At 34.9% G+C, this 15,317-nt stretch carries 17 protein-coding genes and 1 pseudogene; 3 read left to right on the forward strand and 15 right to left on the reverse strand.

The annotated features are described in order from the left end of the window. Positions 1–104 precede the first annotated feature (104 nt). Positions 105–281 carry a DUF1272 domain-containing protein gene (locus DJ93_RS01735; RefSeq protein WP_042978907.1) on the forward strand — a complete coding sequence of 59 codons (177 nt, stop codon included), beginning with the start codon at positions 105–107 and terminating at the stop codon, positions 279–281. 28 nt (positions 282–309) lie between these two features. Here the strand turns inward: DJ93_RS01735 and DJ93_RS01740 are convergent, their stop codons facing one another. The 5 genes from DJ93_RS01740 to DJ93_RS01760 form a co-directional block, all read right to left on the reverse strand. Then, on the reverse strand, positions 310–876 hold the full coding sequence (locus tag DJ93_RS01740) for an SGNH/GDSL hydrolase family protein (protein WP_042978908.1): 567 nt from the start codon (positions 874–876) through the stop codon (positions 310–312). A gap of 16 nt (positions 877–892) precedes the next feature. Next, positions 893–1,717: an MBL fold metallo-hydrolase gene (locus tag DJ93_RS01745; RefSeq protein WP_042978909.1), complete on the reverse strand. Its 825-nt coding sequence runs from the start codon at positions 1,715–1,717 to the stop codon at positions 893–895. A 30-nt stretch (positions 1,718–1,747) separates the two neighbouring features. Further along, entirely contained in the window at positions 1,748–2,311 is a 564-nt protein-coding gene (locus tag DJ93_RS01750) for a DUF7010 family protein (RefSeq protein WP_042978910.1), read from the reverse strand. 35 nt (positions 2,312–2,346) lie between these two features. Continuing rightward, positions 2,347–3,231 (reverse strand): aminoglycoside phosphotransferase family protein, encoded by an 885-nt coding sequence (locus tag DJ93_RS01755; RefSeq protein ID WP_042978911.1) that lies wholly within the window; start codon positions 3,229–3,231, stop codon positions 2,347–2,349. Positions 3,232–3,504: 273 nt separating this feature from the next. After that, positions 3,505–4,254, reverse strand: coding sequence for a Nif3-like dinuclear metal center hexameric protein (locus tag DJ93_RS01760; RefSeq protein WP_042978912.1), 750 nt, complete (start codon positions 4,252–4,254; stop codon positions 3,505–3,507). 98 nt (positions 4,255–4,352) lie between these two features. Here DJ93_RS01760 and DJ93_RS01765 point away from each other — a divergent pair, with 98 nt between their 5' ends. Continuing rightward, positions 4,353–4,562: a hypothetical protein gene (locus DJ93_RS01765; RefSeq protein WP_042978913.1), complete on the forward strand. Its 210-nt coding sequence runs from the start codon at positions 4,353–4,355 to the stop codon at positions 4,560–4,562. A gap of 33 nt (positions 4,563–4,595) precedes the next feature. Here the strand turns inward: DJ93_RS01765 and DJ93_RS01770 are convergent, their stop codons facing one another. The 4 genes from DJ93_RS01770 to DJ93_RS01785 form a co-directional block, all read right to left on the reverse strand. Then, entirely contained in the window at positions 4,596–5,495 is a 900-nt protein-coding gene (locus DJ93_RS01770) for a PhzF family phenazine biosynthesis isomerase (protein ID WP_042978914.1), read from the reverse strand. A gap of 269 nt (positions 5,496–5,764) precedes the next feature. Beyond that, the gene (locus DJ93_RS01775) at positions 5,765–6,328 is read right to left on the reverse strand and encodes a GNAT family N-acetyltransferase (RefSeq protein ID WP_042978915.1); all 564 of its coding nucleotides are present in this window, start codon (positions 6,326–6,328) and stop codon (positions 5,765–5,767) included. A gap of 148 nt (positions 6,329–6,476) precedes the next feature. Further along, positions 6,477–7,979 carry a class I adenylate-forming enzyme family protein gene (locus tag DJ93_RS01780; RefSeq protein WP_042978916.1) on the reverse strand — a complete coding sequence of 501 codons (1,503 nt, stop codon included), beginning with the start codon at positions 7,977–7,979 and terminating at the stop codon, positions 6,477–6,479. A 133-nt stretch (positions 7,980–8,112) separates the two neighbouring features. Beyond that, entirely contained in the window at positions 8,113–8,655 is a 543-nt protein-coding gene (locus DJ93_RS01785) for an NAD(P)H-dependent oxidoreductase (RefSeq protein WP_042978917.1), read from the reverse strand. A 124-nt stretch (positions 8,656–8,779) separates the two neighbouring features. On the opposite strand from DJ93_RS01785, the gene DJ93_RS01790 reads away from it, so the two are divergent. After that, a complete protein-coding gene (locus DJ93_RS01790; RefSeq protein WP_042978918.1) occupies positions 8,780–9,100 on the forward strand; it encodes a winged helix-turn-helix transcriptional regulator in 321 nt (106 codons plus the stop codon). A gap of 16 nt (positions 9,101–9,116) precedes the next feature. On the opposite strand, the pseudogene DJ93_RS01795 reads toward DJ93_RS01790, so the two are convergent. The 6 genes and pseudogenes from DJ93_RS01795 to DJ93_RS01820 form a co-directional block, all read right to left on the reverse strand. Beyond that, positions 9,117–9,348 (reverse strand): annotated as a pseudogene (locus DJ93_RS01795) (RidA family protein); the annotation flags it as partial. A gap of 266 nt (positions 9,349–9,614) precedes the next feature. Beyond that, positions 9,615–10,793, reverse strand: coding sequence for a hypothetical protein (locus tag DJ93_RS01800; protein WP_152569951.1), 1,179 nt, complete (start codon positions 10,791–10,793; stop codon positions 9,615–9,617). After that, positions 10,783–11,481 (reverse strand): ATP-binding cassette domain-containing protein, encoded by a 699-nt coding sequence (locus DJ93_RS01805; protein ID WP_042978920.1) that lies wholly within the window; start codon positions 11,479–11,481, stop codon positions 10,783–10,785. The genes DJ93_RS01800 and DJ93_RS01805 overlap by 11 nt, the downstream gene beginning before the upstream one ends. Before the next feature lie 44 nt (positions 11,482–11,525). Further along, on the reverse strand, positions 11,526–12,365 hold the full coding sequence (locus tag DJ93_RS01810; protein ID WP_042978921.1) for a hypothetical protein: 840 nt from the start codon (positions 12,363–12,365) through the stop codon (positions 11,526–11,528). Continuing rightward, the gene (locus DJ93_RS01815) at positions 12,352–13,641 is read right to left on the reverse strand and encodes a metallopeptidase TldD-related protein (RefSeq protein ID WP_042978922.1); all 1,290 of its coding nucleotides are present in this window, start codon (positions 13,639–13,641) and stop codon (positions 12,352–12,354) included. Before DJ93_RS01815 ends, DJ93_RS01810 begins: the two co-directional genes overlap by 14 nt. Then, the gene (locus DJ93_RS01820) at positions 13,613–14,902 is read right to left on the reverse strand and encodes a radical SAM/SPASM domain-containing protein (RefSeq protein ID WP_042978923.1); all 1,290 of its coding nucleotides are present in this window, start codon (positions 14,900–14,902) and stop codon (positions 13,613–13,615) included. Before DJ93_RS01820 ends, DJ93_RS01815 begins: the two co-directional genes overlap by 29 nt. Positions 14,903–15,317: the final 415 nt, after the last annotated feature.

Genomic DNA, 15,317 nt, shown 5'->3' on the forward strand with positions numbered 1-15,317 from the left:
AAATGCTAATTTAATCCTCACATATCCTTTCAATCGGAAATGTTAAATTCTTCATTTTGTATTATCATTTAATTATAAACATTCGCATAATAGGAGGAACAACGATGGCATTAGAAATGAAAGCACACTGTCAAACTTGCAATACTTCTCTTCAAACAGATTCAGAAGCATACATTTGTATTTATGAATGTACATTTTGTGCACCCTGCACGGAAAAAGGAAAACACATTTGTCCTAACTGTGGTGGTGAATTAGTACGTAGACCAAGAAAGAAACAGTAAAAAAGCAAAGCGCCCTGCGCTTTGCTTTTTATAAAATCCCTTTTAACTTCTCTCCAATTAACTTCGCTAAATACTCATAACCTTCTGGACCAAAATGCAATCCATCTTTCTCTTCATCTTCTATGAATCTTTTATACTCTTTTTCTTGAATCATTTCAGCATACAAATTTAAAAAATGACTTCCTGTTTTTCTTGCTACTCCCTCTACCACTTCTGCATACTGGCTGAGTATTTTATTTGTTCTATTATGTTGTCTTTCCTCATCAACTGGCGCAGGACTAATAAACAATACTTTCTCTGGGGAAATTCTGCTCACAATCTCCTCTAAGTTTTCTTTATAAACTTGTAATGGTACTTGATCAAAAGTGACTGCATCATTTGTACCGAGAAAAACTGTAACAAAGTCCGGTTTATAAGATAAAACGTCCGCTTCAATCCTTTTCAACGCATCGAACGTATTATCACCTGGAACACCCGCGTTAACCACTTTCCAATTCGGAAACATTTCTTGCAAACGTGGTGTTAATCTTTTCGTCCCATCAAAAAATGTTTCATCAGCTGTAATACTATCGCCAAAACAGACGAATGTTTTCATTAGGCTAGCTCTCCTTTTACGTATGAAATAACTTTCCTTCTAACGCTTCAATATATCTTTCAGCAGAACGTTCAACTGACTCATTCGCATTTTCTTTTACTACCCGGTGAAAAGCATTGTATAGACGATTAAACTGTAACGGCTTTACTCGATTAGCCATTTCCTCCACTTTCCTTGCAGGTAGTGGAATTAGATTAGGGTAACTATACATGAAGCTCACCCACTGTTGATCTGCTACAACTTGAATAATATCACCTGTTAATAAAATTCCTTTTCCGTCATTCCCTTGTTCCCAATGTAATACAGAGCCACCTTTAAAGTGCCCTCCTAAACGATGAACCGTTATTCCATCAGCTAATTGTAAAGTCTCCCCAGTCCAAAAAACAATATGATTACTCGGACGCATTACCCACTGTTTATCATCTTCATGTATATAAATTGGTACATCAAATGTTTCTGCCCATTCCACTTGTGTTGAATAATAATGTGGATGAGATAGTACAATCGCATCTAATCCGCCCAACTCTTTTACCTTCTCAATTGTCGTTTCATCTAAGTAAGTAATGCAATCCCATAGTAAACGATACGATTCTGTTTTTACTACGTATGCCGTTTGACCGATCGCAAATTCTGGTTTTGTCGTAATACTATAAAGTCCCTTTTCTTCCTGGGTGATTTCATTTTTGTATGTATAACTAGTTTGCAAGCTTTCTAGAGTCGTCCAAAATTGCCCTTGCGGATTAATATATTGTCTCTCCTCATTACAAATAAAACAATTTGCTGGTTCCTCTAAACTAGCTGCATACTGCACACCACATGTTGTACAAATGAAATTTTCCATAAATATTCTCCTATCTCTATTTATTTTCTATTAAGCTGTCTTTTGACCATTTTGTTGATTTTCTGCTTTTCTATTTTCAATTGATAAGCTCATAAGAGTAACTAAATAAACGATTGAAACTGCAATTGGTATTACAATGAACCCTTTTTCTGCAAAGAAAATCCCGCAAACTGACGTCACTAATACAGTTCCCACTGACAATACCCCATAACTTTTACTCTCATATATCCATACATACGGTAAAAAATGAACTCCTACTAAAACTGCCACTACAAAAGGTAACCATTGTGGGATTTGAAAATATGCGAGCAATACAAGCGGAATATTCAGCACATTTATCGCACCAATTACTCCACCTAGTGTTCCTAACAGGTTCCCCTTTGCGAACATATCAATTTTGAATACCGCTGCTAACATTAAGCCGAAAGGAAACACACACCCCATACCTATTAAATATACCCACACGACTTGCTTCTCTGAAAGAAGAACACCTGTTATAGTTGCTATGATCCAAAATAATAGCCCCGCTAACACAACAGGAAGACCTCTCTTCGTTTTTTGCGCTAAATCTCTTTTTGCTTCTGAAACGTTCATTTCTCTACCTCCCCAAAATATATGAAAATTAAGTGCTATAAAGTCGTCTCATTTTCGCCATTGAACTCCCTTAATATAGACAAACTCATTTCGTTTATCCAATAACGCCAAGCTATTAAGTAATCTTCTAAATCTTTTGGGTGGTGTCTTATACACGTATCCATACGCAAATATAAACCTATGATTATTTCCTCATATAAATCTCGTTCTATTTTACGAAATACACTTTGTTCCAGCGCATAACCAATTGCTTCTTTTGTTAAATCTTCCGGAGTTGAACAGAACGCGTAAATCAAATCATATATAGGATCCCCTAGAACCGGTAAAGGGTCTATAACACCGTATAGCTTATTTTCTTGAAATATAAAATTATGTAATCCAAGATCCCCGTGTAATAAAAATGGTCTTTTTATTCCAGCACCTCTATTTGGACTATTTACAAGTTTAAGAACAAGCTGATACTCTTCATCATTTATGTACTGTCTCAATTTTTCATGAGCTTCCATTACATTTGTTAATAAAAATGCTGTCCAAGATTGAGCAGGGGTATCCTTCCAACCCCATTCATCTATCTCTGGAACTATTTCATACTTATTAATAACTTCCTTTACCAGTGTACAAAGTGTACTGCGCTTATGTCCGAGGTCGCACGAAGTAGTCCCCACAAGAAAGGAATACACAATATATCTATTTAAAGGATCCTTATACAAAAGCTTTGGAAATAAATGATTACTTTCATAAAAACGAAGGAAATATGTCTCTTCACGTATCACTTTTGGCTCATTTAGTTTTACAACATACTTTCCTTCCAACAAATATACTGTACTTGTCGTTCCTCCGTTCAACACTTTAAAACTTTCCGGATCATGTGAAATAACCTTCTTAGCAACTAGATGTTCAGCGATTTCTGAAATATCCATTTCTCCCATCCTTAATTACGAATATTCCCTCAATTTAAAAGACAACCTTATTACTATTTGACAAATATATAAAAAAACCTTCTAACATCTTAATATAGCAAATAATAATTTCTGTTTTCTAAAGCTTGCTAATGCCGACTTCAATATTTCAGCACACATTTCATTCCACTTATGATAATATAATTCAACTTCTTCCGGCTGAACAAACATCCTTTTTCCATGTTAACTTCACTTTTGATTCCCCATAATTTGCGTATATCGTTACCATTTTCCTCACTCCAAATGTTCTTCATACAATCTAATAATTTCTATTGCTGGATTCATTTCTTTTAATTTACAAGCTAAACTTTCTACACCAAACACTTCTGTAAACGTATGACTACCTACAATCAAATTAATCCCTTTAAATTTCGTATGTTGCACCGTATATAATGTTTTCTCTCCTGTTATATATGTGTCACAACCTTTTTCTAGTGCACGCTCAATAAGGTTTGTATTGTTTCCTGCACCAGTTAAAATCGCAATCCGTTTCACCGGCCTGTCATGATTTTTCCAACACTTCACTTTCTCTTCCATTTTCTCTTCAAGTTTTTCAACTAATTTTGAAAATGGAATCGCTTCTTCATATTCTCCTATTCCCGGTAGCTCTTCTTCCTCATACTTGGAGTATTCCAGTATTGCATCTATCCCAATTTCGTTAAATAACGACGTACACGTGCCAAACTTTACGAAATCTAACGGTAAATGAATCCAAAAATGATTCATTTCATATTGTTTTAATTTCTCAATACACGCCTCTTCCATACCGAATAAAAAACTCCACGGTACATGATGTGTAAGTATCATATCGACACCATTTCGGTATGCTTCTTCAATTGTTTCTAGCGTCAAATTTGTTGTGTAACCTATTTTGTGAAATTCCTCTTTACTAATTTGAGTAAAACCATACTCGTCATCACCGTATTTATGAAGATGCTCTCCAAAAAGCAATGTAATATGTTCTTTAAACTGTGTTATATTCATTTGTATTTCTCCTTTCTTATAATTCCAACGTTCACTTTTATATTTCAAAAATAAGGAAATACTATATAACAAATATACATACACATAGGAGGACAAATATGAAACCCGATTTTTTACAAGCGGTTCATGAGGCGATTGGTAACATTGAACATATTCATATAGAAGAAAGTGGAGTAGATAGCTTACTCATCCATCATGATGATGCACAGCAACTAAAACAGGTTGCTGAAACATTAGAAAATAAAAATTTCCGTTCCACAATTAGGACGAATGGAAATGCTTCATATATTGAAGTGTTGAACAGATAAAGAAAGTTCGGTTACGTGCCGAACTTTCTTCTTTTAAATTGAAATTTCAAACTCTTTTACATATACTGCAGTTCCAGAAATATCTATTTGTAAATTCTCTTTTGCTAGATTTTTCGTTACATAAACAGTTACACGACCATCTTTATTGATTTCCTGTCCTTGTTCAACAATTAACTTCAGTCCATTATTAAAATCTTTCTCTAAGTATGTTGCATAATATGCTCCCATCACACCAGAAGCGGTCCCTGTCACTGGATCTTCAATCGTACCAGAATAAGGTGATGAAAAGTGACGACCATGTATTTGCGCTTCTATATCATACGTTTCTAAACAAAGTGGATGAATGGCCGACTTTGGCATCTCTTTTAACACAGATGGAAATTCGTTATTATTAGGTTTCATTCTCTGGCATGCATCAAGATTTTTAATAGGTACAAGTAAAGTCCAAATACCAGTACTTCCATATACAATTGGTAAGTCTTCATCTAAATCATTCACTTCAAGACCAATACTGTGGGCTAATGCTTCTTTTGAACCTGTAAAACTTTGAAACTGAGGTGTTGCTTGTCTCATTTTAATAAAGGTTTCTCCATTTTCATTCACACCTATATGTATTGGTAAAATTCCTGCCTTCGTTTCAATTGTGAGATTATATTTCCCTTCTAATAAACCTCTTTCGTGAAGTGCATATATAGTCCCTACTGTTGCATGGCCGCATAAATCATTTTCATGGCCAGGCGTAAAATAACGAATTCTTACATCTGCTACTTCTGAAGGAAGAACAAAAGCTGTTTCGTTAAATCCGACCTTTTCAGCAATATGCTGCATTTCCTCTTCTACTAATCCCTCTGCTTTTAATACAATACCTGCTGGATTTCCCATATTCGGTTTATTACTAAATGCATCATAATGCACTACGTTTACTTTCTTCATTTCCTAATCCCCTATTCCTCTTAAAAAATTTTATCATTCTTAGCCAAGAAGACTCCTTCCTCAATTTATGTGAAGGTGTATAGCACCAACAAATGGGTGGGAGATGAATTAGCTTTTTGCATAGCAAAACATATTTATCTGTCGTATCATTTCTTTATACAAATAGCTCATTGAAAACTGAAGATATGAGGTTGTTGTAGGAAGTCTACAACGTAAAATCCTAACCCACGATTCCCACCCGTAATAAGCACTTTCATACGTACATCCCCTTATTCTTTCTCCAATTTGTTTTTATAATAAATGAGAAAATCTACCCACTTACTATTTTCAAGGGAAAACGCCTTCCTCTTACATTCGATGGAAAACCCCGCCCTCTTCGCAAGACGGATCGACGGCTCATTATCGACATTTATATGCAATTCAATTCGGTGAAACTGGAGGCTATTAAAAAACAATGGTAGCGCTGCTTTTACACTTTCTATTCCATAGCCATTTTTCCAATATTGATTATGAATAGAGTACCCCATCATTGCCCATTGATAGTCCATACGCAAAATTTTAATCAATTCAACTTTACCAATATTCGCGCCATCTTCTTTCCGAAAAACACCTAAAACGTACATCTCATCTCGATATGCAGCTTCATCCAAACCTCTTATCCATTCTGTGAACCATTCTTTTGTTGAAGACGACATATCATGGTAGCCATCATCGTATTTATATTGAGTCGGTAACCTCTTATTGAATCCATCTAGCCAACTTTCATAGTCCTCTTTTTGAAACGGACGGATAATGAGTCTCTCTGTCTCTACTTGTAATAGCGGCAGCTTCATTTATATCTCTTCCTTTAATTATTAATCGAATATTCTTTATTATCTTACACAAAATACAAAATCTAGTAAATTATTATGTTTTTTATAAACAAAGATCCAGTTATGCTTTATACATAACTGGATCTTTCATCTTTTAATAACTAGCTCTTTATTTTACAAGAACAGCGCCCTTTAACTCTCTTTTTAATACTTTTCCTAAAGCATTTTTCGGTAGGTCTTCAACAAATATTACTTCTGGTATTTTGTAACTTGCTAGTTTCTCTTTGCAATGTTGAATAATATCTTCTCCTGTTAATAATGTTTGAATGTCCTTCACAATATAAGCTTTTGGAATCTCTCCCCAAAAGTCATCTGGAACCCCAACTACTGCAACTTCTAAAACACCATTTATTTCATGAATGACTTCTTCTACTTGATCTGGGTAAATATTATCACCACCGTATACAATGACATCTTTGTATCTCCCCATAATATGTAAAAATCCCTCTTCGTCAATCATACCGGCATCACCCATGTTAAACCAATTATCTTTTACTACCTTTCTTGTCGCCTTTTCATTATTCCAATATCCTTTAAACATATACGGACTTCTTACATGAATCTCTCCAACTTCATTTGTTGATAGTTCCTCACCTGTTTCTGGGTGAACGATTTTCAACTCAACATGTTTAAGCGTTTTTCCTACAGATGACATTTTTTCTTCTCCCATATTTGGATGCCATGAACTAACGACCCAACCTTCTGTACTACCATAGCCTTGCACCATGTATATTCCCTTTTTCATATATTTTTGAATAATCGTTTCCGATACTTTTGTACCACCGCTTTGTGCTACTTTAAAGGTCGAAATGTTACGCTCTTTTTTATTTAATTCATCAAGCATATAGCTATAAACTGCTGGAAATGCAAGCATAGTTGTAATTTTCTCTTCTTCAATCGTATCCCAAATAAGAGCAGGATTCGAATCAGCTAGGAAAATCATCGTGATACCATGGTAAATACAATTCAATATAGAAAGTACACCACTCATATGAAATAGTGGATGCACTGATAGAAAACGTTCACCTGCTGGAATTTCTCTTTGGCCCGCAATCTCGGTAAAATAATAATGTAAGTTTTTATGGCCAATCACACATGCTTTTGCCTGGCCAGTTGTTCCAGAAGTAAACAAGAAAATAGCATCATCGTCTTCATGAACTTCCACATTCGGTTCCGTTATTGGCTGTTCTTGTAATCTTAATTCGAAAGAACCGAATCCTTCTTTCGTCGTTTCAATCACATAAGGAATTTCTTTAACTGACTCAACTTTTGATAACATTTCATTACATTCATCATCAATAAATAATGCTTTTAACTTCGCTTCTTTTACGATTGTCTCTAATTCATAAGCGGTATGCTGATGATTAAGTGGAATAAATACCGCTCCAATTTTTAAACTTGCCATCATAATTGTTGGAAATGGATGATTATTTTTGCATAAGATTCCTATACGATCTCCTCTTTGCACACCGCTCTCCAACAAGTAATGTGCAAGTTGATTTACGCGTTCATTATATTGTTGAAATGAATATCTTTTCTTTCCCCCAACAAGCGCTTCCATATTTGGTGATTGTGTTGCTCTTTTTTGTAATAATCGTTGCATTGTACGCAAGTAAAACTCCCCTTTTTATTTATTAAGTTTTTATTTTATCAAATTAATTATTAATTTACTAAAGATTAAACTTAATGAATTTAAATAAACAAAAAAATAGCCATCTACTTAATAAGTAAATGGCTATTTTTCCTTATATATTAGAATATTCCTTGTTCATCACATATTTCACATACTCAGGTGCACTTTTTTCAATCTCTTCATCACTAATTTCATATTCGGCACCGTATAAATAAAAGGAAGGTATAAACTCCATTCCTGTATATAAACAAGTAGCTTGAAAAGGTTTCGTTAACTCATTCATTGTAAGTGAACCATTCCCGCTATTTCTATAGTCTTTTTCTAATCCTCCTATAGAAATAGCTACACCAAATTCTTTTCCTTTCACTTTATCCCCTTTTGATCCATAAGCAAATCCATACGTTAATACATCATCAAACCATTTCTTTAATAATGGTGGTGAGCTATACCAATAGAACGGAAATTGAAATATATATCGATCGTGCTCTACTAACAACTGTTGTTCCTGCTCAACATTAAACTCCCAATTCGGTGCCGCTTTATATAATTCATGTACTGTTATTTCATCCGAATATTTTTCTAGTTCTTCTACCCATCTTTTATTAATTCGAGATTTTTCAATATCAGGATGTGCTACAATTACAAGTGTTCTCATTATTTCTCTTCCCCCTTATAAATAAATCAAAACCTTTAGTATTAGTATGAATGAGTTACATATAATTGAAAAGTACGTACTTTCAAGTACTATAGGAACCTTGAAGTACCTATGGAGGTGTTATATGAGTCAAAATAATGACTGCCCAATTGCAACGACACTCGAAGTGATCGGGGGAAAATGGAAAGTTCATATTTTATGTGTTCTTATTGAGGGAAAAAAGCGAACAAATGAAATTAAACGAGAAATTCCAAACATTACACAAAAAGTTCTCACACAACAACTCCGGCAACTTGAATCTGACGGGATTATCCATCGTACTGTATATCAAGAAGTGCCACCAAAGGTTGAATACACAATAAGTGAATACGGAAAATCTTTAATGCAAATTATGGATGAACTATGTGAATGGGGAAAAGATCATCAAATGAAAAGATTAAAATAATAAAAGAAAAGAACCCTACCATCTTTGTTAAATCTTCTACGTTCATATTAGCAGCCTCAAGATTTCTTCTAATATTATCTAGAGCCAAATTGTAACTGCTCCAATGGATTATCTGGAACCGTTCCATCTATTTCCATGCCTAATTGACCTGATAATGTGAGCCATTTATTGGGACCTGTTACCTTTATTTGATGTACATATGATGCTACTGGTTTATGTACTGTTTCTGGATTTCGGGATTTTTCCAACTAGAATCATTCCTTTACTGAAATTTTATAATAGGGGTATCACCCCATCGCTATCAAGCTAACAAAACAAAACTCCCTTAAAACGAAAAAAACGAGTCGAATTCAAATAAATAATTGTAGAGAGATAAAAAATTCGTTTTGGGGGTGTTATAAAATTCTTAAGTTGATGGAGATGTGGTGGCCTCCCCTTATAAAAAACTTCACCTCCCAATAGAATTTGCAATTGGGAGGTGTGCCAAACAGAAGTTCTCCAACGGGGAATTTTTCTAGAAAAAATACAGGGAGCCGAATATCGCTGCTCCAAAAACATACATTGCTATTTTTACCGGCTTGGAGTTTGTAAAATTAAAAATGATATTTCGTAATGGAATTAAAGGAACGACGATTAGCATGGCCAACGGATTCATATCCCCAAAAATAAAAAATCCGGTAATTAGTGAAAGCAAAACGATAAGTGCCTGTATCATCCATTTTTGTTTAATGATTGTGGCTAGATGAATCGGCAGATAAAACCCCGTTGTGATGGTCGTAAATTCTGTTTTATTTAGTTTTGAAAGAAAGGCCTCAATTAAAATTAAATCGGTAATAAATAGACCAAGGTGCACCATTTGTGACTCAATGTAAAAATAAGAAATAAACCCTATAATAAAAGTGAAAATGCAAATATTTAGGAGACCTTTAAGATTAAACAAGACTCTTGTCACTTCTTTTGCTGTGAAAAACATAGAATCATAAAGATTTTCCATAATCCTATGCTTGGAAACCTTATTATTTTTTAGCAACTCGTTTTGAGCTGATGCGATTTGTGAAAAATCCTGATTGATCAACCCTTGAAACATTGTGCCCATGATTCGGTAATATGAGTATAAATAATCATATTTAAATGATTTGATGAGAATCAAATGGACCACCATAGCCAGAAAGAGAAGGATGGATGGCCAACTGTTTGAAACTTGCACTGAGAGCAAAATGGCCAGTATAGAAATGGACAAGATGGAATACAGTTTTATTGAGGCAATCTGATATTTAATAAATCCAATATAGTTGGCTAAGCTGTTGGCGATAAGCGCTACAAACAGAATAGGCGTGAAATCTGCCTTCAAGATCAGCAAGACTGTTGCAATAAATAGAGAAGAAGCAACCGTTTTAAGAAAAATGTGCAGTTTTAGGCTATTTAAAGAAAGAATCTTCATTTCAAAGATCTGGAACGGGATATTCATAATAGGATTATTTTGAAAGACCTTTGCCAAACTGTAAGCAAACAAAGCAATTGGAAACCACTTCATAACAAGATTTTCATGCGCTTGAAATAACTCCACGGACAATGGGAGAAAAAATACGAGCAACAATAAAAAAAAGAACGCATTAAATTTGTTCTTTTTTATCAGTCGAATGTACTGTCTTACTTTATTGAGGCTTAAATAATAGACTGAATCAACCATCATAGCTATCGCCTATCAATTTAGTGATTTGTTTTCGATCTAAGGTTCCCGGTTCAAACTCCAATAATTGGCCATCCTTCAAAATCAAGTATTTATCACAAATGGTTTCCAAACTGTCTAAATCATGGCTCGAAATGATTTGAATCCTGGTTGTTGATTTGTGATTCAGGAACATCTGCTCAACAGTATCAACTTGTACGGGATCTAGGGTGATGAATGGTTCATCGAAGAAATAGACATTCGACTCTCGCAGCATTCCAATGGCAATATTGATGCGCTGCAAGGTTCCTCTTGAAACACTTCGTGGATAATAATCCATATATTCTTCCAGTTTTAGCTGTTTTGCTAGGTATTGTATTTTTTCGATTCCCTCCTCTTTTGATAGTTTATTTAGTTTACAAATGAAAAGCATTTGTTCACGAGCAGTTAGATCCTGGTATAAAACAGGCGTATCACCAATAAAGACGAAGGGGAGATCAAGGGTATCCACAGTGTTAATATTATCGCCATGAAATAAAACATTTCCCTCATGGTTCCTAATGATCCTCATCAAAATTTTTAGTAATGTTGTTTTGCCTGCTCCATTACGTCCAATTAATCCATAAATGTTTCCCGGCCTGAATTCGAAGGTAATTCCATTCAATACCTTCTTATCCCCATACGATTTTGAAATTGAATCTAATTGAATCATATCTTCACTTCCCGAAAAATAATAATAGAATTCTAACATTGGAATTAGAATTCCAACAAGAATCCTTGATGACCATCCAATATTTTATAATTTTTTATGAGATCATTGAATTGAAACGGGAACAGCGATTTTAGATTGCTACTACCATCTTGATAGGGAACAGCTTTCCCGACTATATTGAGATGGCCGTTATAGAAATTCAAAATGGTTGAGTAATTGACGATTTCCTTCAGTATCAGAACTTTATCGAGGTCATCTTCTCTGATCGTCCTATTCGTAGCAACTCTTTCAATTTTTGTTATGCTTCTCATGGGTTGATAACTTTCTATTAGTTGTGCTGAAAATAATTCCTCTTTCTTCTCAGTACCCGATAAATGATCATAAACAAAAAACTCAATCGTATCATTTTCATTTTGCCTTGTAATCTTGATTTTACTGTTACAGATATATTGATAAAGCAGATTTAGCAGGGTTGTTAATTCTCTTTGCTCAATCAATAAATAGCGATAATGGCTTCGCTGGCAGGTTTGTTTGGGTATGTTGCGTTCCATCAAGCTATTTAGAAAAGCTTCAACCTTTTTGATGGCATGTTTATCGTTTTTAATAACTGCAGTGTTAATCTCAACATCTTCTTCCACAAGGAAACAATAAAGTTGGATCATGTCCAATTGTCCATCCTCGCTAAAGGAAAAGGAAACCTGATAGTCATCCACTTGTAAGTTTCTTCCTATCATCATTGAGTGGAAAGTTGAAACAAATTCTTCGCATATATGCCAAAAAGGATTAGTCCTATCGAATGGTGAATGTTCCATAAGGCTTTCCCAAAATTCTCTTTTATAAAACTTATGATATGAAATGGTGAACACTTTATTAATGAATTGCATTGCCCAGCCCCTTAATAATGATAGACGGAGAGATATATTTGACTTTGACGGTCGCCCCTTTTTTACCGCAGAGGCTATGATATTCATTACTATTGCTGCAAAAGATAATCTCTTTATCAAAAAAATGCCTGATATCCAGATACAGATGAAACGGTTCGAGTGGCGCTGTGTACTTGCCTGATTCTATTAGACTAGCTTGAGATACTTCGACCGAAAAATCACCTGTAAAAATGTTGACTTCGCCCATTCCGATTTTATGTATATAGATTCCCTTGTTAATGGTTTTAATGTGATTCTCTTCCGAAGTCCTTCCAGGTTGAACAAACATGGACCGCATCCTGGTAATCACCGGCATTTTTGGATTTTCTCTGCGCCCATTGCCGGTATTATGAGAATGTTGCTGGTCCGAGCGGCTGCTAAGCAAATCGAGGATTTCCCCGTTCCTTATCAATGGAATGTTCTTTGTGATGGGGTCGCCGTTATCATCAAAGGTTTCCAATGTGAGATAATTTTCAAAGATTGTAAGTTCTCGGCTGAATTTCCATACCTTTTCCCTATTTAATGGAGACCGAAAAAAATGATCAGTCTCTAAAAAATGGCCTAAAAATTCGTGAAAAAATAGTCCTGATGAGTAGCTGTTAAAGACCACTTCACAAGAATCTAGATCCTTTGATAATGATTTCTTTGCAGAATGGAACCAATTGATTTCATTCTTTATTGCCGCCAATACGCTATGAATACTATCTTTGCTGATTCTTTCAATAACTTGGAAATCACTGATAATATTGATGCCAAATTGATCAATATTATAGGAAATAATATAATATGCTTCCTCCTGCAAGCCAGCTAAGGAGTCAGAATCAAATAGCGATTTTTTGTTGCTGACAGTTTCAATTGCTATTTTTGTTTCACAATGAAACATTTGATCAGTTGAGTGGATCCATCGCTGTATATCCTGTAAGATTCCATTTTCAATCAAGTGTCCGGTTGAATTCATTTGTGCATGCAATCGTTGAATTATGTTTTGTGACAATTGACATTCCTTAAATAAATATTCAAGCAAGACATCCAGGGAATAAATGAAATTCTCAATCTTATTCTGATTGAGAATTTGCAAAGAAAACTGCCCTTCATCAGAAAAGTCACGGTTGATAAAGCTGGAATCAATCATGATTGTATTCCGTGAATGGCTAAAAAGCAGGAAGCGATCAGGTGCATTACGAGCCTCATTGAACATGGAATTCCGCTCAAGCTTTTTGCAAGTATCGTTGTACATGGCATACCTCTTCAGGCTGATCGAGCATGGATGCGATACAATTTCCGCATTGATCATATAATTCACAGGAACCGCATAATCTTTTCACAGGAGTCGGCAACATCATTGAATACTTAATATTGTCAAAATGCAAGATCTCCAATAATTCCTTTTCGAAGACATTTCCTAGCACGATATCAGGAACGGCTGGACAAGGGGTAATATTTCCATTTGGCATGACATGCAGTGCATTGTATCCGGCGCCGCATTTATTTGGATGTTCAATTTGGTCCATCACGGTGCTGACTTTTTTCTCACAAATGTCCAAGCCAACAAAAAAGTCTTCCGTACTATACTGTTTATTGGATGACTGAAGGATTTCGGCAAAATTATTTGCCACTTCTGTCGGAACGTGATTTTCCTTGGCCCTTCCGGAATTTGAGGTTAAACCGATGTTTATGCCTTCACAGCCAATATTTTTGCATAATTCTATTAAGGCAGGTAAATCGTTTGTATTATAGTCATTCATTGTATAGGAAACTGCAACGGAAATACCTCTTTGTGTCATTTTTTTAATATTGTTCACAGATTTTTGGAAAGCACCTTTTACATTTCTGATAAAATCATGATTTTCCTCTAACCCATCCAAACTGACTTGTATTCCTAAATTAGGATATTTCTCCAGCAAGTCCATCGTCCTCTCGCTTATTGAAACTACATTAGAGGCGAATGTTGCGGTAACTGCATTTTTTCCAAGAAAATCAACCAGTTCATTAACATCCCTTTTTAAAAAAGGTTCGCCGCCAGTAATAAAGAAACCGGTTACACCCAAATTGACAAAGTCATTGGCCAATTCTATAAATTTTCTGATCCCCATTTCTTCGCTTTTTGCGCTTCCCGAGGAATTGAAACAATGAATGCAATTGAGTTGACATTGATTCGTTAGCTCCATGGATACGGAAATCGGTGTGATAATATTCTGATTCCCATATACCCTTGGACGTCGCTCCCATTTTTCAGAACCCATTTGAATAACTCCATACTTTTTATATTCATTCAAAAACTGGGTTATTGTCTTTGTGTCTTCTTCATCTAACGAATACTTAGATCTGAAGCTCTCAATTATTTCATCAACTGTTTTTTCCCCAGTACATAATTCGATGATTTCATACCCTGTGCGATTAAAATCGTGTTTAATAAATTGATTGTCACGCAGCAGTATTGCAGACCCACCATCATAACTTTGGATGATCCTGCAGTAATCATTAATATATGGATACATGTAATCCCTCCAAATGTCTGATAAAAAAGAGAATTTCCACTAACATAGAGATTCTCTTTTTTTAGTTTTCATTACACTGCCATTAGGTATTGGTTCCAGCAAGCAGTTACTACTCTTGCTTTAAATGGAGTAATCATACAGGCTGCAATTTGAGATTGTTTCGTTGCAGGTTTTTCAAATTTCATTTTAGTCCCCCCCTTTCAGTTTACTAAAATTCAAATAAAAGGAATATATATTCCTTTTATTTGTTTATACTTTAGCATGATTTTCCAAATCAATAATGCCCTATTTACAAAAAATTACGACAAATCAGTGAACAGTGAGAGGGGATATGGTTAATATAACCTGACATAAAAAATCGCAGGTTCGCAAATAAGCACGCTAAGATTTTTTTACTTAAATAAAAAAGAGTTAT

The sequence above is a fragment of the Bacillus clarus genome (assembly GCF_000746925.1).
Classification (GTDB): domain Bacteria; phylum Bacillota; class Bacilli; order Bacillales; family Bacillaceae_G; genus Bacillus_A; species Bacillus_A clarus.

Coding starts and splice junctions, on each gene's coding strand:
- DJ93_RS01735 (WP_042978907.1), top strand. CDS start 105: ATGGCATTAGAAATGAAAGCACACTGTCAAACTTGCAATACTTCTCTT.
- DJ93_RS01740 (WP_042978908.1), bottom strand. CDS start 876: ATGAAAACATTCGTCTGTTTTGGCGATAGTATTACAGCTGATGAAACA.
- DJ93_RS01745 (WP_042978909.1), bottom strand. CDS start 1,717: ATGGAAAATTTCATTTGTACAACATGTGGTGTGCAGTATGCAGCTAGT.
- DJ93_RS01750 (WP_042978910.1), bottom strand. CDS start 2,311: ATGAACGTTTCAGAAGCAAAAAGAGATTTAGCGCAAAAAACGAAGAGA.
- DJ93_RS01755 (WP_042978911.1), bottom strand. CDS start 3,231: ATGGATATTTCAGAAATCGCTGAACATCTAGTTGCTAAGAAGGTTATT.
- DJ93_RS01760 (WP_042978912.1), bottom strand. CDS start 4,254: ATGAATATAACACAGTTTAAAGAACATATTACATTGCTTTTTGGAGAG.
- DJ93_RS01765 (WP_042978913.1), top strand. CDS start 4,353: ATGAAACCCGATTTTTTACAAGCGGTTCATGAGGCGATTGGTAACATT.
- DJ93_RS01770 (WP_042978914.1), bottom strand. CDS start 5,495: ATGAAGAAAGTAAACGTAGTGCATTATGATGCATTTAGTAATAAACCG.
- DJ93_RS01775 (WP_042978915.1), bottom strand. CDS start 6,328: ATGAAGCTGCCGCTATTACAAGTAGAGACAGAGAGACTCATTATCCGT.
- DJ93_RS01785 (WP_042978917.1), bottom strand. CDS start 8,655: ATGAGAACACTTGTAATTGTAGCACATCCTGATATTGAAAAATCTCGA.
- DJ93_RS01790 (WP_042978918.1), top strand. CDS start 8,780: ATGAGTCAAAATAATGACTGCCCAATTGCAACGACACTCGAAGTGATC.
- DJ93_RS01800 (WP_152569951.1), bottom strand. CDS start 10,793: ATGATGGTTGATTCAGTCTATTATTTAAGCCTCAATAAAGTAAGACAG.
- DJ93_RS01805 (WP_042978920.1), bottom strand. CDS start 11,481: ATGATTCAATTAGATTCAATTTCAAAATCGTATGGGGATAAGAAGGTA.
- DJ93_RS01810 (WP_042978921.1), bottom strand. CDS start 12,365: ATGCAATTCATTAATAAAGTGTTCACCATTTCATATCATAAGTTTTAT.
- DJ93_RS01815 (WP_042978922.1), bottom strand. CDS start 13,641: ATGTACAACGATACTTGCAAAAAGCTTGAGCGGAATTCCATGTTCAAT.
- DJ93_RS01820 (WP_042978923.1), bottom strand. CDS start 14,902: ATGTATCCATATATTAATGATTACTGCAGGATCATCCAAAGTTATGAT.